Here is a 24533-nt window from a genome sequence, read left to right on the forward strand (position 1 = left end):
AATCAGACAATCTGCAAGGTGCCCTGGCGGAATTTGCGCTGGTACACGAAGGTCGTGAGAACAATCGGCACGACGACGGCGATAGCCATTGCCAGGCCGTACACCTGCCAGTAGGTCGGCTGGATGGAGAGGATGCCCGGCAGGCCGCCGACGCCGATCCCGTTCGCCATCACGCCGTTGAGGCCGCACAGCAGCCCGGCGAGGCCGGAGCCGACCATCGCGCAGAGCATCGGGAAGCGGTACTTGAGGTTGATGCCGTACATCGCCGGCTCGGTGACGCCAAGGTAGGCGGAGATCGCCGCCGGGACGGAGATTTCACGCTCATTCTGCTTGCGGCTGGCGATAATAATGCCGACTACCGCCGAGGCCTGGGCAATGTTGGAGAGCGCAATCAGCGGCCACACCGGCGTACCGCCCATGCTCTGAATCATCTGCATATCGATAGCCAGGGTGGTCTGATGGACGCCGGTAATCACCAGCGGCGCATACAGGAAGCCGAACAGCGCGGCGCCAATCGGCGCGAAGCTACCGGTCATCAGATGGCGCACCGCAAAGGCCACGCCGTCGCCGATCATGCGGCCAAACGGGCCGATAAAGGCGTGAGCAAGGAACACCGCCAGGATCAGGGAGCATACCGGGACGATGACCAGGTAGAGGTAGTCAGGCACGATGCGCTTCATGCGCGTTTCGATAAAGCCCAGCGCCAGACCGGCCAGCAGGGCCGGGATCACCTGCGCCTGATAGCCCACTTTAGCGATGGTAAACAGGCCGAAGTTCCACACTTCCGGTACCTGCTGGCCGAGCATGTAGGCGTTCATCAGCTGGGGAGAAACCAGCGTAACGCCCAGCACGATGCCGAGGATCGGCGTGCCGCCCATTTTCTTTACCGCTGACCAGCAGATGCCGACCGGCAGGTAGAAGAAGATGGCTTCGCCAATCAGCCACAGGAAGTCATAGATCGTTTTCAGCGACGGGTGCATTTGCGCCAGCGTCTGGCCGTTGCTCATCGGCAGATCGCCGATCACGTTGCGGAAACCGAGGATCAGGCCGCCGCTGATCAGCGCCGGCAGCAGCGGGAAGAAGATCTCGGCAAAGTGCGAGATCAGCTGCTCGTGCCACTTCATGTTCTGTCGCGCGGCCTGTTTGGCCTGCTCTTTATCCGCAGAGGCCTGGCCGGTGGTGGCCAGCAGCGCCTTGTAGTAGTCGTCCACGTCGGTGCCGATCACCACCTGGAACTGCCCGGCGTTGGTAAAGCAGCCCTTCACCATGCGCAGCTGCTCGATATCTTTCGGCCTGGCGATGGCCGGGTTATTCAGCACAAAGCGCAGACGGGTAATACAGTGGCTGACGGTGGCGATGTTGTCGCGCCCGCCTACCAGTTCGATTAATTTATCGATGTCCTGCTGATTTACTTTACTCATTGTGAGGCCTCAAAACAGAGGGAAGAGATTGCGTAATGAACTGAGACGAATCCTAACCGCTCCGCTTCGTTTGCAAAATGGGAACGTTCCCGAAACGCAGCCACGATCACATAAATCCTGCTGACGGGACTAAATCAGCGCCGCGGGAATGACGATTTGACGAGGGTTAGCGTTGCCGGCGATCTGTTCGATCAGCTGCCGTGCCGCCTGGCGTCCGGCCTCGGCGTAGCCCGGATCGACGGTGAAAATTTCCGGATGCAGGAACTTCATCAGCGGCGTGCTGCCGACGCTGGCGATCTGCAGGCTGTCGATGCGCTGCTCCTGCAGGTACTTGCTGGCGCCAAGGGCGAGGGTATCGGTGGCGCACAGCAGGGCGCTGGTGTCGGCGCCGAGGACGCTGGCGACGTTTTCATAGCCCTGCTTCATCGCCAGGCCCGGCAGCGCAGCGGTGGGCGTGAGCCGGTGCTGCTGGCAGAAATCGAGGTAGGCCTGATGGCGGCGCTGGCCGGTGGTGACGTCGCTGTGCGGCACGCCGAGGAAGCTGATATGGCGATGGCCGCGATCGTAGAGGCGCTGCATCAGCATCCTCACCGCCCCGTCGTCGTCGTAGCAGACCGAGGCGAAGCCCGGCGCGTCGCGGGCCAGCAGCACCAGCGTTTCGCGCCACGGTGTGAGCATCTCTTCGGTAATGCCGGTAAAGCCAAACAGCACCACGCCGTCGACATGGCGGCGGGCGAGGATCCTGAGATGCTCGCTAACCAGCGCCGGGGAGAACTGGCTCTCCATCATAATCGGATCGTAACCCTGCTCGTAAAAAGCGGGCAGCATGGTCTGCACGGCGAGGTTTTCCGACAGCGAGTCCAGACGGGTGACGATAATCGCCACCACCTTATCGCTCTGGCCGCGCATGGCGCGCGCGGAGCGGGAGGGCGAGAAGCCGTGCTGCAGCATGACCGCCTCCACCCGCTCGCGGGTGCGCTCGTTGACGCCGCTTTCATTGTTGAGCACGCGCGATACCGTCGATTTCCCGACGCCGCTCAAGCGCGCGATATCTTTGATGGTCAGCCGGTTTTGCATGCAGGGTTCTCGCGGTGGTCCGATTAAATTGAGCCTAATGCTACTCAACCAGACCGCAATGAGCAAAGTCTGGTTTACCTCCGGCAGCGGATCGACTGCCCCTTTGCGCCACCTGGCGGGGCAGCCGCGGTGCCAGGCCGCGGCGGCTATTCCGATACAGATCACATTTTCGCGATTTTTTTGCGGGAATTTAACTTTTATATATAAAACCTGCCAAAAGCAACCTAACTATATTGCACTGATATTAAATAATATTTTTGCCATCAATAGCCGCGCGGCCTTTTTGACTTTTACCTGTAAAAGCACGGGGCGGGCGGGAGCGAAGATTCTATTTACTCACTCACAAACGGCGGCTTTTGCCAGCATCTTGCGGCGAATTGACGGGATCGCCACATCAATTACACTGCCGCTAACTCTCACCTTTTCTGGAAAATGAGCGCAACGTAATGAAAAAATATCGTAGCCAGACGTGGTTTGGACGCAAGGATAAATCAGGGTTTATCGCCAGAAGCTGGTTAAAAAATCAGGGGCTGCCCAATGATATTTTTGATGGTCGCCCGGTTATCGGGATTTGTAATACCTGGTCTGAATTAACCCCCTGCAACGCGCATCTACGCGATCTTGCCGAGCAGGTCAAAATGGGCGTTCTCGAAGCCGGCGGCGTGGCCTTTGAGTTTCCGGTGATGTCGCTCGGCGAAGCGCTAATGAAGCCGACGACCATGCTGTTCCGCAACCTTGCCAGCATGGACGTTGAAGAGTCGATTCGTGGGAATCCCATTGACGGCGTGGTGCTGCTCACCAACTGCGACAAAACGACGCCATCCTGCCTGATGGGGGCCGCCAGCGTGGATTTACCGACGCTGGTCGTGAGCGGCGGACCGATGCTCAACGGTAAATACCGCGGGGCGGATATCGGTTCCGGCACCGACCTGTGGAAATTTAGTGAGGATCTGCGTGCGGGCCTGATGAGCCAGGCCGAGTTTGACGAGGTGGAAAACGCCATGTCGCGCAGCCCCGGCGCCTGCAATACGATGGGTACCGCGTCCACGCTCTCCTGCATGGTCGAGGCGCTGGGCATGTCGCTGCCGGGGTCTGCCGCCATTCCCGCCGTTGACGCCGCGCGTCGTCGGGTCTCCCGGCTGTCCGGCCGGCGTATTGTCGAGATGGTGAAAGAGGATCTGTGCATGTCGCAGATCCTGACCCGCGAGGCTTTTCAGAATGCCATCGTCGTCAATGCGGCAATCGGCGGTTCAACCAATTTTATCCTGCATCTTCTGGCGCTTGCCGGGCGGATCGAGGTGCCGCTGACGCTGGAGGATTTTGACCGCTTTAGCCAGAACGTTCCTCTGCTGGCAAACCTGAAGCCGTCGGGGGAGTTTCTGATGGAGGATTTCTACTACGCGGGCGGCGTGCCGGCGGTGATCGGCCAGCTTACCGACAAGCTGCATAGCCAGGTGCGGCAGTGCAATGGCAAAACCCTCGATGAAAACTACCGCGAGGCGGCGATTTTAAACGAGCGCGTCATTGCGCCGCGGCACAATGCGCTGCTGGATGACGCCGGAACGATAGTGCTGAAGGGCAACCTTTGCGCCGACGGCGCGGTGATAAAGCCTTCGGCCGCGACGCCGACGCTGCTCAACCATACCGCGCGAGCGGTCGTTTTCGAGAACATCGAAGATTATAACCGGCGCATCAACGATCCGGATCTGGACGTGCGGACCGACGATATTCTGGTGCTGAAGGGCGTGGGGCCAAAGGGCTATCCGGGCATGCCGGAAGTCGGCAACTTTGGCCTGCCGCTAAAGATCCTGCAGCAGGGCGTGCGCGATATGGTGCGCATCTCGGACGGGCGCATGTCGGGCACCGCATTTGGCACGATTGTCCTGCACGTCAGCCCGGAGTCGACCATTGGCGGAACCCTGGCGGTGGTGGAAAACGGCGACATGATTGAGCTGAACTGCCGCGAGCGCCGGCTGACGCTGCACGTCAGCGATAGCGAACTGAGCAGGCGTAAAGAAAACCGACCGCAGGAGTATCCTGATTATCCCCGCGGCTACGCCAGCCTTTATATCCAGACGGTGCAGCAGGCGCACACCGGCGCCGACCTGAACTTTTTAGCGGGTAAGTCAGGTAGCGAAATTAAACGTGAACCCCATCCTGAATAATACACCGAGGAAATATTATGAGCCACGCCTGGTCAGATGATGAAACGTTATTTGCATTAGCAAAAGAAAAGCTCTTTGTTGCATTAGTGGGGGATATTCTGGATTCAATGGGATTACTTCATCAGTTTTTGTCGCCGCAGTTAAAACCGATTGATGCCAATATGGTTATTATTGGCCGGGCGATGCCGGTACTCGAGGCGGATTATTTCCAGCAAAGCGCTCCAGGCCATAATACGCTCAGTGAAAAGCCGTTCGGCTTAATGTTTCACGCACTGGACGATCTGCAAAAGAACGAAGTTTATATTTGTGCGGGCGGCTCGCTACGCTATGCGCAATGGGGCGGGCTAATGTCGACCCGCGCCATGCAGTGCGGGGCGGCCGGAGCCGTCATTCATGGCTACCATCGGGACAGCAATGAAATTTTGGACCTCGGTTTCCCGGTGGCCTCCTTCGGCAGCTACGCGCAGGATCAGGGACCGCGCGGCAAGGTGGTTGACTGGCGCGTGCCTATCGAACTGGACGGCGTGCGGGTTGCGCCTGGCGACGTGATTTTTGGCGACCGCGACGGCGTGCTGATTATCCCTGCGCAGGCGGTGGATGAAGCCTTCCACGGGGCCTTTGAAAAGGCCAAAGGTGAAAATGAAGTGCTGCACGCGCTGAGAAAAGGCATGAGTACCGTCGAGGCCTTTGATAAGTTCGGTATTATGTAAGCATTATTTCAGGGTGCCTCACGCTTTTATTCTTCGAACACGGGTTTATCGCACCATCATTATTTTGATGAACTAAATTAAGGATGCAATTATGTGTTCTGCAGACGGTCGTATGGAAAGGACGACGATAAAGAAAATTTCCGCCAAAATAATACCGATCATGGTGATGCTCTACGTGATTGCCTATATCGATCGGCAGAATATCGGCTTTGCCAAGCTCCATATGGCGGAAAGCCTGTCGCTGAGTGAAACCGCCTACGGCCTTGGCGCATCGTTATTTTTTATCGGCTATTTATTATTTGAAGTCCCGGGCAATATCATGCTGCATAAAGTGGGCGCCCGCCTGTGGTTTGCGAGGATAATGCTGACGTGGGGCGCCATTACGGTTTTAATGGCTTTTACCACCAGCGCCAGCATGTTTTACGTTTTACGCTTTTGCCTGGGCGCCGCCGAGGCGGGCCTCTATCCCGGCCTGCTTTATTACATGACCCGCTGGTTTCCTTTGGCGTATCGTCCCCGGGTGGTGGGCTATCTGATTATGGCCAGCCTCGCGGCGAACCTGATCGGAGCGCCGCTTAACGGCGCGCTGTTAAGCATTCATGGCATATTGAATCTTGAGGGCTGGCAGTGGATCTTCATTGGCACCGGCCTGCCGGCGCTGCTGTTTATTATTCCGGTCCTTTTTTGGCTGCCCGATACGCCGGAAAAAGCCCGCTTTCTGAGCGCGGAGGAAAAGGCCTGGCTTGGGGCGATGCTGCAGCAGGAGCAGAGCCGGGACCGGGATCGTCAGGTGAGCGGCGTGCTGAAAACGTTGAAAGACGCGCGGGTGCTGCTGCTGGCGCTGGTGCTGGGCTTTATTTCCTTTGGCGCCTATGGTCTGAGCTACTGGATGCCAACCATTGTGAAAGGGTTTGGCGTATCCGATATGACCAACGGGCTGATCAACATGATCCCCTGGCTGATGGCGATGCTGCTGCTCTGGTGGATGACGCGCAATCCGGCGCGGACCTCCGATCCGGTGAAAAATATTGCCCTGCCGATGCTGGTGGCCGCGCTTTTTCTTGCCGGCAGCGCGCTGTTTATCGCCACGCCCTGGCTGAGTTTTTTATGCATAACCCTGGTGATTATGGCTATATTCTCAATTCAGCCCTGCTTCTGGACCCTGACGCGGTTTTTAGGCGGCTCGGCGGCAGCGGCCGGATTAGCGGCGATAAACTCGCTGGCTAACCTCGGCGGCTTCTTTGCGCAGAATACCGTTCCGGCAGTGCGCGATCTGACGGGCAGCGTCAGCGCCCCGATGTACTATTTAGGCGGGTGTATGGCCATCGGCTGCGTGGTGACGCTATTGACGATTCGCTATCTGCACCGGCGCAGCGATGACCAGGATCCGCTGCCCCATACCGATGCGCCACAGAAAGGAGCGTTATGACCGATTATCGAGCCCCGGCGCTAAGCCGGGGTTTACGCGTACTGGAATATTTGTCGGCGTCGGGCGTCCCCATGACGATGGGGGAGATTAGCCTGGCGCTCAGCCTTTCTTTTAACCAGCTATTCCGGATTATTCAGTGCCTGGAAGAGGAGGGATACCTCAGGCAGGATGCCCGACGCTATTATCATTTGACCGATAAACTCCCTCTCACCGGCCAGTACCGCTATATCGAGCAGCTGGCGCAGTCGGAACGCTGCCAGCAGCTAATGAAAGACTTTACCTGGCGTACCAATCAGCCCTGCCACCTGGCCGGACTGCGGGACGATCGGGTGGTGGTTATCGCCCATCGTCACCCGGACTTCACCCCGGCGATTAGCGCCAGAGAAGGGTCGCTGCTGCATACCATCCGCTCAAGCTCGTCGCTGGTGCTTTTGGCCTTTGCCAGCGACCAGGATAGCTGGCGTTTGATCCGCCATCACGCGCTGGATACGGCGTTACGCGGGGAGATGGCCGAGCAGCTTGCGCGCATAAAATCCCGGGGCTTTGCCGAAATCCCCCACGATCGCATTATTGGACTGACGTCGGCCTCATGGCCCGTTTTCGGGCCGGATAGCTACGCCCACGCGGTGATTACCTGCCCGTGGTTCGATCGGCTGCCGGGAGACTATGAAGAGACAAAGCAGGCCCTGGGCGAAATGGCGACGGCGCTGGGGGATGCGCTTGCGGCGCTAATGCGTTCGCGATGCTGAACGCGTGATAAACCGGTCTGAACGGCTGCGCGTATACGTTTGGTTTAGTTACGCGGGTTTACCATAGCCATAATTGCCACAAATAGATCGCTGGCCGCGGTATAATCCGCGCCGTTTTTACTCACTTACCGGAGATTTTATGGACCCCGATCCCACTCCTCATCCTCGATGGAGTTATACCCCTTTCCGGTAAGCCTGCTTAGCACTGCTTTACCGGAAGCGTAAAGCAGTGACGTCCTTGATGTCCCTGCCATAAAAAAATAATGCCTGACAGGTATGGTTTTACCGTGCCCGTCGATTTGCTGCGTTCGCCGTGCGAGCGCGGAGGGACTGTTTATGTTGAAAAATTTTACCCGGCAGCTGTTTGCGCAGCTTAGCCGCCACCTGCCACACCGCCTGGTGCAGCGCGATCCGCTCCCCGATGCCCGCAATCTGGCCAGCGCGCCGATCCCGGACTCGCTGGGCAAGCGCTGCCTGAACGTGGCGGCCATGGATGAAAACGAAATCTGGCGCGCCTTCGACAGCCACCCGGAAGGGCTCAACGCCGCCGAAGTGGCGCAGAAAATTGCGGCGCACGGCGACAACCAAATCCCCGCCCAGAAGCCTTCGCCGTGGTGGGTGCATCTGTGGACCTGCTATCGCAACCCCTTCAACCTGCTGCTAACCGTGCTGGGCGTCGTCTCCTACTCTACGGAGGATCTGTTTGCCGCGGGCGTGATCGCGCTGATGGTCGGGATCTCCACGCTGCTCAACTTTATTCAGGAAGCCCGCTCCACCAGGGCGGCGGATGCGCTGAAGGCGATGGTCAGCAACACCGCCACGGTGCTGCGGGTGGTCAACGAACAGGGCGAAAGCCGTTGGTGCGAGCTGCCTATCGACCGGCTGGTGCCGGGGGATATCGTTAAGCTCTCGGCGGGAGATATGATCCCGGCGGACCTGCGCATTCTCCAGGCGCGCGATCTTTTTGTCGCCCAGGCGTCGCTGACCGGCGAATCGCTGCCGGTGGAAAAAGTGGCCCACAGCCGCGACCCGCTGCAGAGCAACCCGCTGGAGTGCGATACCCTGTGCTTTATGGGCACCAACGTGGTGAGCGGCACGGCGCAGGCGATCGTGTTCGCTACCGGCGGCGGCACCTGGTTCGGCCAACTGGCCGGGCGGGTAAGCGAGCAGGAGAGCGAACCCAACGCCTTCCAGAAGGGCATCAGCCGCGTCAGCATGCTGCTGATCCGCTTTATGCTGGTGATGGCGCCGGTGGTGCTGCTGATCAACGGTTTTACCAAAGGCGACTGGTGGGAAGCGGCGCTGTTCGCCCTGTCGGTGGCGGTTGGCCTGACGCCGGAAATGCTGCCGATGATCGTCACCTCGACCCTGGCGCGCGGGGCGGTGAAGCTGTCGAAACAGAAGGTTATCGTCAAACACCTCGACGCCATCCAGAACTTTGGCGCGATGGATATTCTGTGTACCGATAAAACCGGCACCCTGACCCAGGATAAAATCGTGCTGGAAAACCATACCGACGTTTCCGGCAAGGTGAGCGAGCGGGTGCTGAACGCCGCCTGGCTTAACAGCCACTACCAGACCGGGCTGAAAAACCTGCTCGATACCGCGGTGCTGGAAGGCGTGGAGCTGGACGCCGCCCGCCAGTTGGCCGAGCGCTGGCAGAAAGTGGACGAGATCCCCTTCGACTTTGAGCGCCGCCGGATGTCGGTGGTGGTGAGCGAGCAGGAGGGCGTCCATCAGCTTATCTGTAAAGGCGCGCTGCAGGAGATCCTCAACGTCTCGACCCAGGTCCGCTACAACGGCGACATCGTGCCGCTGGACGAGACCATGCTGCGCCGTATCCGCCGGGTAACCGACACGCTGAACCGTCAGGGGCTGCGCGTGGTGGCGGTGGCCACCCGCTATCTGCCGGCGCGGGAAGGGGACTATCAGCGGGCCGACGAGTCGGACCTGATCCTCGAAGGCTATATCGCCTTTCTCGATCCGCCGAAAGAGACCACCGCCCCGGCGCTGAAAGCGCTGAAGGCCAGCGGCATTACCGTCAAAATCCTCACCGGCGATAGCGAGCTGGTAGCGGCGAAGGTGTGCCATGAGGTGGGTCTGGACGCGGGTGAGGTGGTTGTCGGCAGCCAGATTGAAGCGCTCAGCGATGATGAGCTGGCGGCGCTGGCGAAAAGAACCACGCTGTTTGCGCGCCTGGCGCCGCTGCATAAAGAGCGCATCGTGACGCTGCTCAAACGCGAGGGGCACGTAGTGGGCTTTATGGGCGACGGGATTAACGACGCCCCGGCGCTGCGCGCGGCGGACATCGGGATTTCCGTCGACGGGGCGGTGGATATCGCCCGCGAGGCGGCGGATATCATCCTGCTGGAAAAGAGCCTGATGGTGCTGGAAGAGGGGGTTATCGAAGGGCGCCGCACTTTTGCCAACATGCTCAAGTACATCAAAATGACCGCCAGCTCGAACTTCGGCAACGTCTTCAGCGTGCTGGTGGCGAGCGCATTTCTGCCGTTCCTGCCGATGCTGCCGCTGCACCTGCTGATTCAGAACCTGCTGTACGATGTATCCCAGGTGGCGATCCCGTTTGATAACGTGGACGATGAGCAGATCCGTAAGCCGCAGCGCTGGAACCCGGCCGAGCTGGGGCGCTTTATGGTCTTCTTCGGCCCGATTAGCTCAATCTTCGATATCCTCACCTTCTGCCTGATGTGGTGGGTATTCCACGCCAACGTGCCGGAAGCGCAGACGCTGTTCCAGTCGGGCTGGTTTATTGAAGGGCTGCTGTCGCAAACGCTGATTGTGCATATGATCCGCACCCGACGCATTCCGTTCGTCCAGAGCCGCGCCGCGTGGCCGCTGTTCGCCATGACCCTGGTGGTGATGGTGGTCGGCATTGCGCTGCCGTTCTCGCCGCTGGCGGGCTATCTGCAGCTGCAGGCGCTGCCGCTGAGCTACTTCCCGTGGCTGATTGCGATTCTGGCGGGCTACATGACGCTGACCCAGATGGTCAAAGGCTTCTACAGCCGTCGCTACGGCTGGCAGTAACCCTGGCTTCCTCCGCCCCTCTCCCGCTCAGGGAGAGGGCATTTATCTTAAACTTCATCAAGTTGTGACGCGCGTCATCTCATTTCCTTGACGCTCTTTTTGGCGCATGTTAACCAAATGTTTTGCTTTTTTTTGGCCCGTCATCAAAAGGAAAACTCATGCTTAACACCCTGCGCTATGGACTGCTTACCAGCGGATTAATTCTCAGCGGCCTGGCCTGCGCCGCCCCGGCGGGCGACCTGCCGCTTATGCCCTGGCCGGCTCACGTCGAGCGGCCGCAGGCGCAGGGCGCGCTGGTGCTGAATAATCAGCTGACGCTAAACGTCACCGGCGACGATTTGGGGGATGCCGCCAGCCGCTGGCGCGAGCGCATCGCCCGTCAGACCGGCTGGACGCTGCAGCCGCAGCTGGCGCCGGCGAAAGCGCCGACGATTAACGTGGTGATTGCCAAAAAGGTCCCGGCCATTCCGCGCCCGGACAGCGATGAAAGCTACCAGCTGAAGGTGACCGCCGAGGGCGTTACCCTCCGGGCGAATACCCGCTTCGGCGCGCTGCGCGGGATGGAAACCCTGCTCCAGCTGATCCAGAACGGCGCGGAGAATACCGCCATTCCTTACGTTACGATCGACGATGCGCCGCGCTTCCCGTGGCGCGGGCTGCTGCTCGACTCCGCGCGCCACTTTATGCCGCTGGACGCCATCAAGCGGCAAATTGACGGCATGGCGGCCGCCAAGCTCAACGTCTTCCACTGGCACCTGACCGACGATCAGGGCTGGCGCTTTGCCTCCACGCGCTATCCGAAGCTGCAGCAGCAGGCCAGCGACGGGCTGTTCTACACCCAGGGACAGATGAAAGAGATCGTGCGCTACGCGACGGATCGCGGCATCCGCGTGGTGCCGGAAATCGACATGCCCGGGCATGCCTCGGCCATTGCGGTGGCCTATCCGGAGCTGATGAGCGCGCCGGGACCCTATCAAATGGAGCGCCACTGGGGCGTGCTTAAACCGGTGCTTGACCCGAGCAAAGAGGCCACTTACGCCTTTGCCGAGGCGATGATCGGCGAGCTGGCGGCGATCTTCCCCGATCCCTATCTGCACATTGGCGGGGATGAGGTTGACGACAGCCAGTGGCGGGCGAACCCGGCGATCCAGAAGTTTATGCGCGACAAGGGGCTGGCGGACAGCCACGCGCTGCAGGCGTACTTCAACCGCCGGCTGGAGACGATCCTCGAAAAGTACCATCGCCAGATGGTGGGCTGGGACGAAATCTATCACCCCGATCTGCCGAAAAGCATTTTGATCCAGTCGTGGCAGGGGCAGGACGCGCTGGGGGAGGTGGCGAAGCACGGCTACCGCGGGATCCTCTCTACCGGATTTTATCTCGATCAGCCGCAGTACACCGCCTATCACTACCGCAATGAAGTCGTGCCGCAGGGCCTGAACGGCGTCGACACCATTACCGATAACGACAGCGCCCAAAGCTGGAGCTTTGTGATGCCGCGGCTGAAGGGGAGCGCGGTGGAAGGCAGCTTCACGCTGGTAAAAGGCGAGAGCGGCTGGCGCGGGTTTATTGATTTTAAGGGCAAATCACGTCGGGCGGTGCAGGACATCGCGTGGCTGAACGATAACCAGATAACCTTCAGCGTCGATACCTGGATGGGGGAAACCCGGCCGGTGCTCACCGTCAATGACGATAAGCTTGGCGGCTACTTCCTGCTGGGCAACGCCCGCTATCCGGTGAGCGGGCAGCGGCTGGACGAGGTGCCGGAGGGGATCCCGCCGGTGGTTCCCGATGCCGAACAGCAGAAGAACCTGCTTGGCGGCGAAGCGGCGCTGTGGGCGGAAAACGTGGCGGCGCCGGTGCTGGATATCAAGCTGTGGCCGCGGGCCTTCGCGGTCGCCGAGCGCCTGTGGTCGGCGCAGGATGTCAAAGACAGCGACAATATGTACCAGCGCCTGCAGGCCATGGACGGCTGGTCAACGGTCTCGGTCGGCCTGCAGCAGCACGGCCAGCAGCTGGTGCAGTTCACCCGGCTGGCAAACGGCGGCAGCCCTCTGGCGCTGCAGATCCTCGCCCAGGCCATCGAGCCGGCGCACTATTACACGCGCCAGCATCTGAAATTCCAGGCCAATAACTATCATCAGTTTGAGCCGCTGAACCGCCTGGCCGACGCGCTGCCGCCGGAGAGCGACACCGTGCGCAGCCTTGACCGCTGGGCCGAAAGGCTGATTAGCGATGCGGAAGATAACGAAAGCGCGGACGCGCTGCGCCACGTCTTTACCCGCTGGCAAAATAATACCGCCGATGCGCTGGCGCTAACGGAAAACAGCTATCAGCTGGCGGCGATCGGCCCGGTGGTGCAGCAGGTTGATAAGCTGGCGACGCTGGGGCTGCGGCTGACGGACCTGGTGGCCCGTCAGGGTACGCTGGATGATAAGGAGTATGCGTCGGTGCAGGCGCAGCTGGATGAGGCGGCGAAAACCCAGGATGAGCTGGTGATTGCGGCGGTCTATCCGCTGGAGAAACTGCTGCGGGCGACGAAGGTCGAGTAGGGGAGATATGCCAGTGCCGGCCTTAAGGGCCGGCACGGTGGCAGAGGACGCTTTCCGTAGAGACTGGCGGCCTAGCCAGCGATCCCGTTCAGCTTTTCCATCACCTCATCCGACAATACTCTTTGCGCGCTGGCCAGGTTCTCCTGCAGATGCTGCGGCGACGACGTGCCGGGGATTAGCAGAATATTGGCCGAGCGCTTGAGCAGCCAGGCGAGGGCGACCTTCATGGGCGTTGCCTGTAATTCGCCGGCGATCTCATCGAGCAGCGCGGACTGCAGCGGTGAGAAACCGCCGAGCGGGAAGAACGGCACGTAGGCGATCCCCTGCGCGGCCAGGCTATCAACCAGCTCGTCGTCCTGCCGGTTGGCAAGGTTATACATGTTCTGAACGCAGACGATCGGCGTCATCTTTTGCGCATCGGCGATCTGTTTGGCGGTCACGTTACTCAGGCCAATATGGCGGATTAATCCGCGCTCTTGCAGCTGAATCAGCGTTTCCAGTTCCCTTTCCAGCGAGCCTTCCTTCGGCGTATGGACGTCGTGCATGCTGCGCAGGTTCACCACCTGTATGGCCTCCAGCCCCAGATTCTGCAAGTTCTCTTCTACCGCGCGGGTCAGCTCCTGCGGGCTGAAGGCCGGGATCCATCCGCCCTTTTCATCCCGACGAGCGCCAACCTTAGTGACGATGCACAGATCGTCGGAATAGGGATGCAGCGCCTTTTTAATCAGCCTGTTGGTTACGTGCGGACCGTAAAAATCGCTGGTATCAATGTGGTTAACGCCGGAGGCGACGGCGTCGCGGAGGACCTGAATGGCCCGGGCCTCATCTTGAACCGGACCAAAAACGCCCGGACCTGCCAGCTGCATTGCGCCATAGCCTAAACGATTAACTTCGCGGTCGCCGAGGCGGTAAGTCATTGTGGGTTTTGACATGGTGCTCTCCTGGGTAAGTGTGTTTCGATTGTATCGGTGAATGCGCTGTGCAACTATCCGGCTAAATAAGAACAACCTGTACGAGGTGGCGCACAGTGTCGATGGATATGGGTTTGCTGCATGCGGTAGTTGAAGTGGCGAAGGCCGGCGGATTTCGCGAGGCCGCAAGGATCACCGGCAGCAGCGCGTCGCGGCTAAGCGATGCCGTGCGTCGTGCGGAAGAGCAGCTTGGTATCAGGCTGTTTCATCGCACCACGCGCACCGTGGTGTTGACCGAAGCCGGCAGGGCGCTGATTGAGCGTCTGCTTCCGGCGATGAACGAAGTGGACGCCGCGCTGGATTCTCTCAATCGCTATCGTAATACTCCCGGCGGCACGCTGCGGCTGAACGTGCCGGTCAGCGCCGCGCGGCTGGTATTACCCTCGCTGGTGCCGGAGTTCATCCGCCGTTACCCCAATATCCAGCTGGAGATCGTCGCCGAAAGTAACGTCCAGGATGTGTTTCGCGACGGCTGCGATGCCGGAATTCGCTACGACGAGCGGCTAGAGCAGGATGTGATTGCTCTGCCTATCGGGCCGCGACGCCAGCGATTCGCCGTCGCCGCCGCGCCGGCGTATTTAAGCCAGCACGGCAGGCCTGTGCATCCGCGCGATCTGATGCACCATCAATGTATACGCGGCCGCTACGCTACGGGCGTCATGCCGGCGTGGGAGTTTGAGCGCGAGGGGGAAAGCTACAGCGTTCAGGTGAATGGCCCGCTGGTGGTGAGCGTCGGTAGCGCAGTCGACCTGGCGGTTGACTCGGCGATTGCCGGGACCGGCGTTATCTACCTGTTTGAAGAGTGGCTGCAGCCCGCCATCGCCAGCGGCCAGCTCGAGCCAATATTACAGCCGTGGTGGCTGTCGTTCTCCGGGCCCTATCTTTATTACAACGATCGTCGGCTGATCCCGGTGCCCCTGCAGGCGTTTATTGATTTTGTGCGCGAGATGAATGCGTCGTCATGAGATGAATCGCCGAAGATAACCCTCCCCGCAGCGGAGAGGGCTGAACAATCAGCGGCGAATCGCGATCGCTTCAATCTCAATCTTCACGTCTTTCGGCAGACGCGCAACTTCGACGCAGGAGCGTGCCGGGAAGGTCGCATCATGCTCGGTGAAGAACGCTTCATACGCGGCATTCACGGTGGCGAAATCGTTCAGGTCTTTAACGAATACGGTGGTTTTAACGATATCGCCCACTTTCAGACCTGCTGCTTCAACGATAGCCTTTACGTTGTCCAGAGACTGGCGCGCCTGAGCGGCAACATCTTCCGGTACGCTGCCCGTTTTAGGATCAACCGGGATCTGGCCGGAAGTGATGATCATGCTACCCAGATCAACACCCTGAACGTACGGGCCGATAGCTGCGGGTGCATTTTCCGTCGCGATAGTTTTAGACATGAGTTCTCCTGAATAACAGCTTAATTAAGAAGTGACGCGAAATCCTTCGGGTTGCATCGACGCGGCAGGAGGCGAGTCGCCGTGGGCGCTCACGCCGCCGACAAGGAAGCAGCTTGAAGGATAGCGCGTTAAGGACCCGGCCATTATAGGGAGCCGGGTTGCCAATACCAACCTCAATTAGTTGGCCAGAACCACATTATGTGAAAACTCTTTTTCACAATATTTGCACTTCAGCGCGATGTCATTTTCCCGTTTTTTCACCGCAAAGCTGGAGGAAACGGGCTCGGCGTGGCTGATACAGTTGCTGTTCGGACACACCAGCACGCTGTTAATCCGCTCCGGCAGATTGGGGCGCGACTTGCCGACCACTTCGTACTCGTCGATACGGTTCACCGTCGCCAGCGGGGCGTACAGCGCCAGCTGGTTGACCTGCTCGTCGGTCAGGAAGGTGTTCTCAATTTTTATCAGATCCTTGCGGCCCATTTCGCCTGACGGCAGGTTCAGGCCGATGGTGATGCGCTGGTCGGTTTCGGTCAGCTTGAACAGCGTCAGCAGCTTAAAGCCCACCTGCGCGGGGATGTGGTCGATGACGGTGCCACGCTTAATGGCTTCTACCTGCAGTTTATTATCGTGTGTCATGGTCGTTTCCCCTTACAGAGCCAGCTCGCTAGTCAGTACCAGTGCCAGTAACGCCTGGCGTGCGAAGATGCCGTTGCCGGCCTGCTGGAAGTACCAGGCGTGCGGCGTTTTATCAACATCAGTGGTGATTTCGTCAATGCGCGGCAGCGGGTGCAGCACTTTCATATTGTCGCGGGCGCCTTCCAGATCGGCGGCGCGCAGCACAAACTGCGCCTTCACGTTGGCATATTCCGACGGGTCGAGGCGCTCTTTCTGGACGCGGGTCATATAGAGAATATCGACCTCCTCCATGACCTCATCAATGGCGCTATGGACGCTCCAGGCAATCCCTTTCTCGTCGAGCATATCGAGGATGTACTGCGGCATGGCCAGCGCGTCAGGCGCGATAAAGTAGAAGCGGTTGCCGTTAAATTTCGCCAGCGCCTGGGTCAGGGAGTGCACGGTGCGGCCGTACTTGAGGTCGCCGACCATCGCCACGTTGAGGTTTTCCAGGCGGCCCTGGGTTTCCTGGATGGTGAACAGATCCAGCAGGGTTTGCGTCGGGTGCTGGTTAGCGCCGTCGCCGGCGTTGAGCACCGGAATGCCGCCGGAGAATTCGGTTGCCAGCCGCGAGGCGCCTTCCTGCGGATGACGCATCACGATGGCGTCAACGTAGGTGCTGATGACCGAAATGGTGTCGGCGAGGGTTTCGCCCTTTTTGCCCAGCGAGGTGTTGCTGCTGTCGGAGAAGCCTACCACGCTGGCGCCGAGGCGGTGCATCGAGGTTTCGAACGACAGACGGGTGCGGGTAGAGGCTTCAAAAAAACAGCTGGCGATAACCTTGTGCTTCAGCAGTTCCGGCTGCGGGTGCGCTTTCAGCTTTGCAGCGGTCGCCAGGACCAGTTCAAGGTCTTCGCGGCTGAGATCGTTTATGGAAATGATATGTTTTTGATATAGCGGGTTAGCCATGTTTATCTCCTGACGCCTGGGCAAAAAAAAAGCCCCTTAAATAAGGGGCTTCGAGAATTCATTGAGCAACGGAAAGAAAAACGCTACGCCAGCGCCTGTTTTCAGACGCGGTAAGACAGAATGTCGTACGCAATAGACCATGCTTCCTCCCGGCAAATCGACCGGCATTATACGCAGCTCAAATTTCGGATCAAGCGATTCGTCCACAAACAGGTAAACGTTTGCTTCAATATCGCTGCGCCAGCGCAAAAAAGCGTTAAAAAGTGGTGGTATGGCAGTCGCAAGGGGCGTATAAAAACCAGAAATGAAAAGCTGTTTTATATTTGAGGGTTATTATGATCGTCGGCAACATTCACCATCTGCAGGCCTGGCTACCGGAGCCGCTGCGTCACGCTATCGAATACGTTAAGGCTCACGTCAACGAGCAGACGCCGCTCGGTAAGCACGATATTGACGGCAACAACCTGTTTTATCTGATTTCGCAGGATACCACCGAAGCGCTCAGCGAGCGCCGCGCCGAGTATCACGCGCGCTACCTGGATATCCAGATTGTGCTGCAGGGCGAGGAGGGGATGACCTTCAGCACCCGGCCCGCCGGGACGCCGGATATCGACTGGCTGGCGGATAAAGACATCGCGTTCCTCGCCGCCGGCGAGGAGGAGAAAACCATGATCCTCCGCGCGGGAGATTTTGTGGTGTTTTATCCAGGAGAGGTGCATAAGCCGCTGTGCGCGGTGGGCTCGCCCGCCAAAGTGCGCAAAGCGGTGGTGAAGATGCTGATGGGCTAAGAGCCATCACTCCCCGGTTGCGCAGTGCTTGCCGGGGAGAGGGGGCGGTGCGGTGGCCCGGATAAGGCGCACGCGCCGCCTCCGGGAAGTCTCCGCCGGGTTATTTACTCAGAGTCGCGACCATCACCGCTTTGATGGTATGCATGCGGTTTTCGGCCTGATCGAAGACGATGCTCGCTGCGGATTCAAACACCTCGTCGGTGACTTCCATCCCGCCATGCAGGCCAAACTCGGCGGCCATCTGCTGGCCAAGCGCGGTCTGATCGTCGTGGAACGCCGGCAGGCAGTGGAGGAACTTCACCTGCGGGTTGCCGGTCAGCGCCATCATGCTGCTGTTCACCTGATAGTCACGCAGCTGGGCGATACGCTCGGCCCACTTCTCTTTGGCTTCGCCCATCGAGACCCAAACGTCGGTATAGATAAAGTCTGCACCCTTCACGCCGGCGGCGATATCTTCGGTCAGGGTGATGTTGCCGCCGTGCTTTTGCGCCAGCGCTTTGCACTCGGCCACCAGGCTCTCTTCCGGCCAGCAGGCCGCCGGCGCGACGAGGCGCAGATCCAGCCCGGTAAGGGCCGCCGCTTCCAGCATCGAATTGCCCATGTTATTACGCGCGTCGCCGGCGTAGGCGAGGGTCATCTCGTTGAACGCTTTCCCGGGCAGGTGTTCCTGCATGGTCAGCAGATCCGCCAGCAGCTGGGTAGGGTGAAATTCGTTGGTCAGGCCGTTCCACACCGGCACGCCGGCGTATTGGGCGAGGGTTTCAACCACTTCCTGGCCGTGGCCGCGGTACTGAATACCGTCATACATCCGGCCCAGCACGCGGGCGGTATCTTTAATGGACTCTTTATGGCCGATCTGGCTGCCGCTTGGCCCGAGGTAGGTGACGCGCGCGCCCTGATCGAATGCGGCAACTTCGAAAGAGCATCGTGTGCGGGTAGAGTCTTTTTCGAAGATGAGCGCGATGTTTTTGCCGGCGAGATGCTGGATTTCAATGCTGTTTTTTTTATCGGTTTTGAGCCGGGTCGCCAGCTTGAGCAGGGCGGTGATTTCTGCAGGTGTAAAATCAAGCAACTTCAAAAAATGCTTCTGATAAAACGTCGACATGGTTCCCTCGCATGGCTTAAGCCACTTATTGAATTAAAATTCACTTTATATGTATGAATATTCATTTGCAACCCCGCCGCACAAATCTTTCGCGCAAAGGTGGAGGCAATCACGGCGGTATGTGACAATAGAAGTAACTGCCGCACATTATGAGGAACGAGCCATGGCAAACCCGGAACTACTGGAAGAACAGCGTGAAGAAACGCGTTTGATTATCGAAGAGCTGCTCGAAGACGGCAGCGATCCGGACGCGCTGTACACCATTGAGCATCATCTCTCCGCCGACGACTTCGAAACGCTGGAAAAAGTTGCGGTCGAAGCCTTCAAGATGGGTTACGAAGTGACCGAGCCGGAAGAGCTGGAAGTCGAAGAGGGCGAAACCGTTATCTGCTGCGACATCCTGAGCGAGAGCGCGCTGAAGGTTGAGCTGATTGATGCCCAGGTTGAACAGTTGATGACGCTGGCAGAAAAGTTTGGCGTCGAGTATGACGGTTGGGGCACCTACTACGAAGACCCTAACGGTGAAGATGGCGACGAAGACGATGACGAAGATTTCGTCGATGAAGATGACGACGGCGTACGTCACTAAGCCGCTGATGGATACGGCGGTATCTGCCGCCGTATAGCAAGGAATCTCGATGGACTACCCGCAAATACTCTCCCCCGTACTCAACTTCCTGCACTGCACCACCCCGCAAGCGTGGATTGATGAAGCCCGTAAGCCGGAAAACCTGCCGCTGCTGCTCACCGATCATATGGTCTGCGAGCTGAAAGCGGCGCAGAACGCCATGCTGCTGGTGCGTAAATATGTGGCGGATAAAGAGGGCGCCGACGAGCTGCTGGCCTGCCTGAAGCCGTACGAGGACTTTACCTACCGCTGGGGCCCGGAGCCGGATTTCGTCGCGCTGCATAAGCGGATCAATAAAAGCACCATGCCGCATACGGACGACCCGTGGGGACGCCAGCTGATTGACAGCATGGTGCTGCTGATTAAAGAAGAGCTGCACCACTTTTGGCAGGTGCGCGAGATCATGCAGGCGCACGATATTCCCTACGTCAAAATGACCGCCAGCAGCTACGCCCGCGGGCTGCGCCGGGAGGTGCGATCCCATGAGCCGGCGATGCTGATCGATAAGCTGATCTGCGGGGCCTATATCGAAGCACGCTCCTGCGAGCGCTTTGCCGCCCTGGCGCCGTGGCTGGAGGAGAGTCTGCAGAAGTTCTACCTGTCGCTGCTGCGCTCCGAAGCGCGCCACTTCGAAGATTACCTGCGCCTGGCGCAGCAGATTGCCGGGGAAGATATCAGCGAGCGCGTGCGCCAGCTGGGGGCCGCGGAAGCTGCGTTGATCAACGCGCCGGAGGCAGAGATTCGCTTCCATAGCGGAGTGCCGGTGGCGGCCTGAAGTGGGGTTCCCGGAGCAACGGGAAGATGGCGGATCCCCGGTAAGCGCAGCGCGGCCGGGGAAGCGTAAACAACAAGACTAACTACAGCGTTTTAAGCATCCGCACTTCGCAATCCACGTGGCCGGTATGGCCCAGCGGTCCGTCAATATGCTCGAAACCAAGGTGCTCGTATAACCCCACAGCTTCCTTGAGGAAGGCGGTGGTTTCCAGATAGCAGCGCCTGAATCCCTGCTCGCGGGCATGATCCAGCGCGAGCAGCGCCAGCTTTTTCGCCAGCCCCTGTCCGCGGGCACAAGTCATAAAGTACATCTTCTGCAGCTCGCAGATATCGGGCTCGCTGTGGGCCAGCGGCGCTACGCCGCCGCCGCCGACGACCTGACCATCCTGCTCCACCACCCAGTATGCGGAACCCGGCTGGCTATAGAGCTGGAAAAGCTCATCCAGATTAGGGTCGGCTACCGTATAGCCTTTATCGGCCGTCAGCCCATATTCGGCTGAAACCTGGCGAATAACGCCGGCGATAGCCGCATTGTCTTGCGCGGTGATCCGGCGCAGCGACACCGTGATGGTCGCGATGGTATTCATACGATTACTCATAGCAAAAATGGCAGATGATGCTGTTGTTAATAACATCGGAAAAGGGGGCAGCGCAAGCGCTGTTCAACGCGACGGACGTTTGTGCTGCAACCTGGTCGTTAGCGCGTGAGAATACGCGGTGATTGGGCCCCTTGCCCGGTCAGGCAAGGGGCTGAGGGTTACAGCGCGGCGATGACGGCCTGCTGTTCAACCAGCTTGGTTTTCGCTTCCGCGTAACCTTCCAGCTTTTCACGCTCTTTAGCAATGACCGCTTCCGGCGCGCGGGCGACAAAGCCTTCGTTGGAAAGCTTGCTTTCGATGCGGCCAATTTCCGCTTCGACTTTCGCCACTTCTTTCGCCAGACGCGCCAGCTCGGCGTCCTTGTCGATAAGGCCGGCCATCGGGATCAGCAGCTCGGCGCCGTCGATGATCTTGGTGACGGAAACCGGACCTTTATCATCGGCAGCCAGCACGGTGATGCTTTCCAGACGCGCCAGGTTCAGCAGGAAGCTGCGGTTGTCGTTTACGCGACGAATGGCATCGTTGCTGCAGCCGCGCAGCAGAAGCTCCAGCGGTTTGCCTGGGGCAATGTTCATTTCCGCGCGAATGTTACGCACGGCGATGATGGCCTGCTTCAGCCACTCGGTATCGGAAGCCGCGGCTTCATCAACCTGGGACGCATCGTACTGCGGGAACGGCTGCAGCATGATGGTATCGGCGGTTACGCCGCAAATTACCTTCACGCGCTGCCAGATGGTTTCGGTGATAAACGGAATGATCGGGTGCGCCAGGCGCAGCAGGCCTTCCAGTACGGTGACCAGCGTATTGCGGGTGCCGCGCAGCTCGGCGTCGCTGCCGCCGTTCATTACCGGCTTGGTCAGCTCCAGATACCAGTCGCAGAACTGGTTCCAGGTGAACTCGTACAGAATGCCCGCGGCGATATCGAAGCGGAAGTTATCCAGCGCTTCGCGGTACGCTTTGATGGTCTGGTTGAATTCAGCCAGGATCCAGCGATCGGCCAGAGAGAGCTCCATGGCGCCGCCGTTGAAGCCGCAGTCCTGATCTTCGGTATTCATTAGCACGAAGCGGCTGGCGTTCCACAGCTTGTTACAGAAGTTGCGGTAGCCTTCCAGGCGCTTCATGTCCCAGTTGATGTCGCGGCCGGTTGAGGCCAGCGCCGCCAGGGTGAAGCGCAGGGCGTCGGTACCGTGCGGCTCGATGCCGTCCGGGAACTGTTTTTCGGTGCGCTTAGCGATTTTTTCCGCCAGCTGCGGCTGCATCATGTTGCCGGTGCGTTTCTCCAGCAGGTCGGCCAGGGAAATACCGTCGACCATATCCAGCGGGTCAATCACGTTACCCTTGGACTTGGACATCTTCTGGCCTTCGTCATCGCGGATCAGGCCGGTCATGTAGACGGTCTTAAACGGAACCTGCGGCTTGCCGTTTTCATCTTTGATGAAATGCATGGTCATCATGATCATGCGGGCAATCCAGAAGAAGATGATGTCGAAGCCGGAGACCATCACGCTGGTTGGGTGGAACTGACGCAGCGCGTCGGTGTTTTCCGGCCAGCCGAGGGTGGAGAAGGTCCACAGCGCGGAGGAGAACCAGGTATCGAGAACGTCGTCGTCCTGACGCAGCGCGACGTCTGCGCTCAGGTTGTTTTCGCTGCGCACTTCTTCTTCGGTGCGGCCAACGTAGACGTTGCCTTCGTTGTCGTACCATGCCGGGATGCGGTGACCCCACCACAGCTGACGGGAGATACACCAGTCCTGAATATCGCGCATCCAGGAGAAATACATGTTTTCGTACTGCTTCGGCACGAACTGAATGTCGCCGTTCTCAACCGCTTCCACCGCCGGTTTTGCCAGCACGTCGGCACGAACGTACCACTGGTCGGTCAGCATCGGCTCGATAACCACGCCGCCGCGATCGCCGTACGGTACGGTCAGGTCGTGCGGTTTAACCTCTTCTAACAGGCCCAGCGCGTCGACGGCAGCAACCACCGCTTTACGCGCGGCAAAGCGTTCCAGATTCTGGAACTGGGACGGGATGGCGTTAGGGTAGGCGTCAGACTCGTTGCCTTTGGTGTCGTACACCTCCGCGGTTTCGCGGATATCGCCGTCAAAGGTCAGGATGTTGATCATCGGCAGGCCGTGACGTTTACCGACTTCGTAGTCGTTAAAGTCGTGCGCCGGGGTGATCTTCACGCAGCCGGTGCCCTTTTCCATATCGGCGTGTTCATCGCCGACGATGGGAATGCGGCGGTCAACCAGCGGCAGAATAACGAATTTGCCGATCAGGTCTTTATAGCGCGGATCTTCCGGGTTAACGGCCACGCCGGTATCGCCGAGTACGGTTTCCGGACGGGTGGTGGCGACCACCAGGTAATCTTTACCGTCGGCGGTTTTCGCACCGTCGGCCAGCGGGTAGCGGATGTGCCACATGGAGCCTTTAGACTCGCGGTTTTCCACTTCGAGATCGGAAATCGCGGTGCGCAGCTTCGGATCCCAGTTGACCAGGCGCTTGCCGCGGTAGATCAGATCTTCTTTGTACAGGCGGACAAAGACTTCCTTCACGGCATTGGAGAGGCCTTCGTCCATGGTGAAGCGCTCGCGCTCCCAGTCCACGGAGTTGCCCAGGCGGCGCATCTGACGGGTAATGGTGCCGCCGGATTCCGCTTTCCACTGCCAAATTTTGTCGATAAAGGCGTCACGACCGTAATCGTGGCGGGTTTTACCCTCTTCGGCGGCAATCTTACGTTCAACCACCATCTGGGTGGCGATACCCGCGTGGTCGGTACCGGCCTGCCACAGGGTATTTTTACCCTGCATGCGCTGGTAGCGAATCATGGTATCCATGATGGTTTGCTGGAAGGCATGACCCATATGCAAACTGCCGGTGACGTTCGGCGGTGGGATCATGATGCAGAAGCTCTCCTGGCTTTCATCACCATTCGGTTTGAAATAGCCCTGCTTTTCCCAGTGCTCGTAAAGCGGCTGTTCGATATCTTGTGGGTTGTATGTCTTTTCCATTATTTCCAGGTTGCCGTGTTCAGGTTGAAACCAGCCATGCGGTACGCTTTATAGCGTTCGCGCGCCAGTTGTTTCAAAGAGTCTTCGTAAGGGACAAAGTCTATCACTTCTGTGAAAGCGGTGGCAAAATCTGCAAAGTTTACCCGCAGACTGATCAGGATGTCCCGCGGGCTGCTGTTGCGCTTTTGCGGCCAGGCGACCTCCACCGGCGCGCCGCCTCTGGGGCCTTCTCCCGCCAGATTATGCGGGACAAAACTCTCCGGTGGCCGCGTCCACAGCGCTTCGTCGAGGCGAACCGCCTGCTGCTCATCTTCACAGGCGATCAGCACGCGCTTGCCGCTGCGCCAGCGCTCCGCGGCAATTTCACACACCAGCTGTTCGACGGCGCTCAGACCGTCCTGCTGCGCGTCGTTGTCCAGCAGATAAAAGGTTGCGTTCTTCATATCTCTACCCGTTGTCTTTCCCGTTGCCTCTTGGTTGGCTGCCTTTGGGCACCCCCGGCCGCAGAGTGAACTATGC

The 24533-nt window shown here is 59.1% G+C and carries 25 protein-coding genes; 12 read left to right on the forward strand and 13 right to left on the reverse strand.

The genetic code is table 11. The features are described 5' to 3' along the window. Positions 1 to 2 precede the first annotated feature (2 nt). Both treB and treR read right to left on the reverse strand, forming a co-directional pair. Positions 3 to 1421, reverse strand: coding sequence for a PTS trehalose transporter subunit IIBC (gene treB, locus M2416_RS14505; protein ID WP_041143774.1), 1419 nt, complete (start codon positions 1419 to 1421; stop codon positions 3 to 5). A gap of 129 nt (positions 1422 to 1550) precedes the next feature. Next, a complete protein-coding gene (treR, locus tag M2416_RS14510; RefSeq protein ID WP_259225260.1) occupies positions 1551 to 2498 on the reverse strand; it encodes a trehalose operon repressor TreR in 948 nt (315 codons plus the stop codon). 58 nt (positions 2499 to 2556) lie between these two features. Between treR and M2416_RS14515 the strand changes: the two genes are divergently transcribed. The 8 genes from M2416_RS14515 to M2416_RS14545 all read left to right on the forward strand — a co-directional run bounded on the left by M2416_RS14515 (position 2557) and on the right by M2416_RS14545 (position 13148). Continuing rightward, a complete protein-coding gene (locus M2416_RS14515) occupies positions 2557 to 2934 on the forward strand; it encodes a hypothetical protein (protein WP_259225261.1) in 378 nt (125 codons plus the stop codon). 10 nt (positions 2935 to 2944) lie between these two features. Then, positions 2945 to 4663 carry an IlvD/Edd family dehydratase gene (locus tag M2416_RS14520; RefSeq protein ID WP_259225264.1) on the forward strand — a complete coding sequence of 573 codons (1719 nt, stop codon included), beginning with the start codon at positions 2945 to 2947 and terminating at the stop codon, positions 4661 to 4663. Positions 4664 to 4680: 17 nt separating this feature from the next. After that, positions 4681 to 5373, forward strand: coding sequence for an RraA family protein (locus M2416_RS14525; RefSeq protein ID WP_259225266.1), 693 nt, complete (start codon positions 4681 to 4683; stop codon positions 5371 to 5373). Positions 5374 to 5464: 91 nt separating this feature from the next. Further along, positions 5465 to 6802 carry an MFS transporter gene (locus M2416_RS14530; protein WP_259225270.1) on the forward strand — a complete coding sequence of 446 codons (1338 nt, stop codon included), beginning with the start codon at positions 5465 to 5467 and terminating at the stop codon, positions 6800 to 6802. Beyond that, positions 6799 to 7551, forward strand: a complete 753-nt coding sequence (locus M2416_RS14535) for an IclR family transcriptional regulator (RefSeq protein ID WP_259225272.1) — start codon at positions 6799 to 6801, stop codon at positions 7549 to 7551. Before M2416_RS14530 ends, M2416_RS14535 begins: the two co-directional genes overlap by 4 nt. Before the next feature lie 139 nt (positions 7552 to 7690). Then, positions 7691 to 7744, forward strand: a complete 54-nt coding sequence (gene mgtL, locus M2416_RS26985) for a mgtA regulatory leader peptide MgtL (RefSeq protein ID WP_220432789.1) — start codon at positions 7691 to 7693, stop codon at positions 7742 to 7744. A gap of 143 nt (positions 7745 to 7887) precedes the next feature. Then, a complete protein-coding gene (gene mgtA, locus M2416_RS14540) occupies positions 7888 to 10596 on the forward strand; it encodes a magnesium-translocating P-type ATPase (RefSeq protein WP_259225275.1) in 2709 nt (902 codons plus the stop codon). A 158-nt stretch (positions 10597 to 10754) separates the two neighbouring features. Then, the gene (locus M2416_RS14545; RefSeq protein WP_259225276.1) at positions 10755 to 13148 is read left to right on the forward strand and encodes a beta-N-acetylhexosaminidase; all 2394 of its coding nucleotides are present in this window, start codon (positions 10755 to 10757) and stop codon (positions 13146 to 13148) included. A gap of 71 nt (positions 13149 to 13219) precedes the next feature. Here the strand turns inward: M2416_RS14545 and M2416_RS14550 are convergent, their stop codons facing one another. Further along, positions 13220 to 14080, reverse strand: a complete 861-nt coding sequence (locus M2416_RS14550; protein WP_259225279.1) for an aldo/keto reductase family oxidoreductase — start codon at positions 14078 to 14080, stop codon at positions 13220 to 13222. 95 nt (positions 14081 to 14175) lie between these two features. Here M2416_RS14550 and M2416_RS14555 point away from each other — a divergent pair, with 95 nt between their 5' ends. Continuing rightward, the gene (locus M2416_RS14555) at positions 14176 to 15084 is read left to right on the forward strand and encodes a LysR substrate-binding domain-containing protein (RefSeq protein WP_076946999.1); all 909 of its coding nucleotides are present in this window, start codon (positions 14176 to 14178) and stop codon (positions 15082 to 15084) included. A gap of 48 nt (positions 15085 to 15132) precedes the next feature. On the opposite strand, the gene ridA is transcribed toward M2416_RS14555, so the two are convergent. The 5 genes from ridA to M2416_RS14575 form a co-directional block, all read right to left on the reverse strand. Then, on the reverse strand, positions 15133 to 15519 hold the full coding sequence (gene ridA, locus M2416_RS14560; protein WP_076946998.1) for a 2-iminobutanoate/2-iminopropanoate deaminase: 387 nt from the start codon (positions 15517 to 15519) through the stop codon (positions 15133 to 15135). 177 nt (positions 15520 to 15696) lie between these two features. Further along, on the reverse strand, positions 15697 to 16158 hold the full coding sequence (pyrI, locus tag M2416_RS14565; protein ID WP_076946997.1) for an aspartate carbamoyltransferase regulatory subunit: 462 nt from the start codon (positions 16156 to 16158) through the stop codon (positions 15697 to 15699). 12 nt (positions 16159 to 16170) lie between these two features. Further along, positions 16171 to 17106 carry an aspartate carbamoyltransferase gene (pyrB, locus tag M2416_RS14570; protein ID WP_045853294.1) on the reverse strand — a complete coding sequence of 312 codons (936 nt, stop codon included), beginning with the start codon at positions 17104 to 17106 and terminating at the stop codon, positions 16171 to 16173. A gap of 2 nt (positions 17107 to 17108) precedes the next feature. Further along, positions 17109 to 17168, reverse strand: a complete 60-nt coding sequence (locus M2416_RS26990; protein ID WP_112150686.1) for a pyrBI operon leader peptide — start codon at positions 17166 to 17168, stop codon at positions 17109 to 17111. Beyond that, on the reverse strand, positions 17143 to 17247 hold the full coding sequence (locus tag M2416_RS14575) for a pyrBI operon leader peptide (protein ID WP_080773194.1): 105 nt from the start codon (positions 17245 to 17247) through the stop codon (positions 17143 to 17145). Before M2416_RS14575 ends, M2416_RS26990 begins: the two co-directional genes overlap by 26 nt. A gap of 194 nt (positions 17248 to 17441) precedes the next feature. On the opposite strand from M2416_RS14575, the gene M2416_RS14580 reads away from it, so the two are divergent. Continuing rightward, entirely contained in the window at positions 17442 to 17894 is a 453-nt protein-coding gene (locus M2416_RS14580; RefSeq protein WP_076946995.1) for a NanQ anomerase/TabA/YiaL family protein, read from the forward strand. Between the two features lie 100 nt (positions 17895 to 17994). On the opposite strand, the gene argF is transcribed toward M2416_RS14580, so the two are convergent. After that, positions 17995 to 18999, reverse strand: a complete 1005-nt coding sequence (gene argF / locus M2416_RS14585) for an ornithine carbamoyltransferase (RefSeq protein ID WP_041143787.1) — start codon at positions 18997 to 18999, stop codon at positions 17995 to 17997. Further along, entirely contained in the window at positions 18969 to 19064 is a 96-nt protein-coding gene (argL, locus tag M2416_RS26995; protein ID WP_374756750.1) for a putative translational regulatory protein ArgL, read from the reverse strand. The genes argF and argL overlap by 31 nt, the downstream gene beginning before the upstream one ends. 98 nt (positions 19065 to 19162) lie before the next feature. Between argL and rraB the strand changes: the two genes are divergently transcribed. Together rraB and miaE are read left to right on the forward strand one after the other, a co-directional pair. Beyond that, a complete protein-coding gene (rraB, locus tag M2416_RS14590; RefSeq protein ID WP_045853291.1) occupies positions 19163 to 19588 on the forward strand; it encodes a ribonuclease E inhibitor RraB in 426 nt (141 codons plus the stop codon). A 49-nt stretch (positions 19589 to 19637) separates the two neighbouring features. Continuing rightward, positions 19638 to 20402, forward strand: a complete 765-nt coding sequence (miaE, locus tag M2416_RS14595) for a tRNA isopentenyl-2-thiomethyl-A-37 hydroxylase MiaE (protein ID WP_045853290.1) — start codon at positions 19638 to 19640, stop codon at positions 20400 to 20402. 82 nt (positions 20403 to 20484) lie between these two features. Here miaE and M2416_RS14600 read toward each other — a convergent pair whose 3' ends face one another. From M2416_RS14600 to holC, 3 genes are all read right to left on the reverse strand, one after another. Continuing rightward, positions 20485 to 20988 (reverse strand): GNAT family N-acetyltransferase, encoded by a 504-nt coding sequence (locus tag M2416_RS14600; protein WP_259225328.1) that lies wholly within the window; start codon positions 20986 to 20988, stop codon positions 20485 to 20487. Positions 20989 to 21158: 170 nt separating this feature from the next. Further along, the gene (locus M2416_RS14605) at positions 21159 to 24014 is read right to left on the reverse strand and encodes a valine--tRNA ligase (protein WP_041143791.1); all 2856 of its coding nucleotides are present in this window, start codon (positions 24012 to 24014) and stop codon (positions 21159 to 21161) included. Then, positions 24014 to 24457, reverse strand: coding sequence for a DNA polymerase III subunit chi (gene holC, locus M2416_RS14610; protein ID WP_041143792.1), 444 nt, complete (start codon positions 24455 to 24457; stop codon positions 24014 to 24016). The genes M2416_RS14605 and holC overlap by 1 nt, the downstream gene beginning before the upstream one ends. Positions 24458 to 24533: the final 76 nt, after the last annotated feature.

Source organism: Klebsiella sp. BIGb0132 (assembly GCF_024810075.1).
In the GTDB taxonomy this organism is placed as follows: Bacteria; Pseudomonadota; Gammaproteobacteria; order Enterobacterales; family Enterobacteriaceae; genus Klebsiella; species Klebsiella terrigena.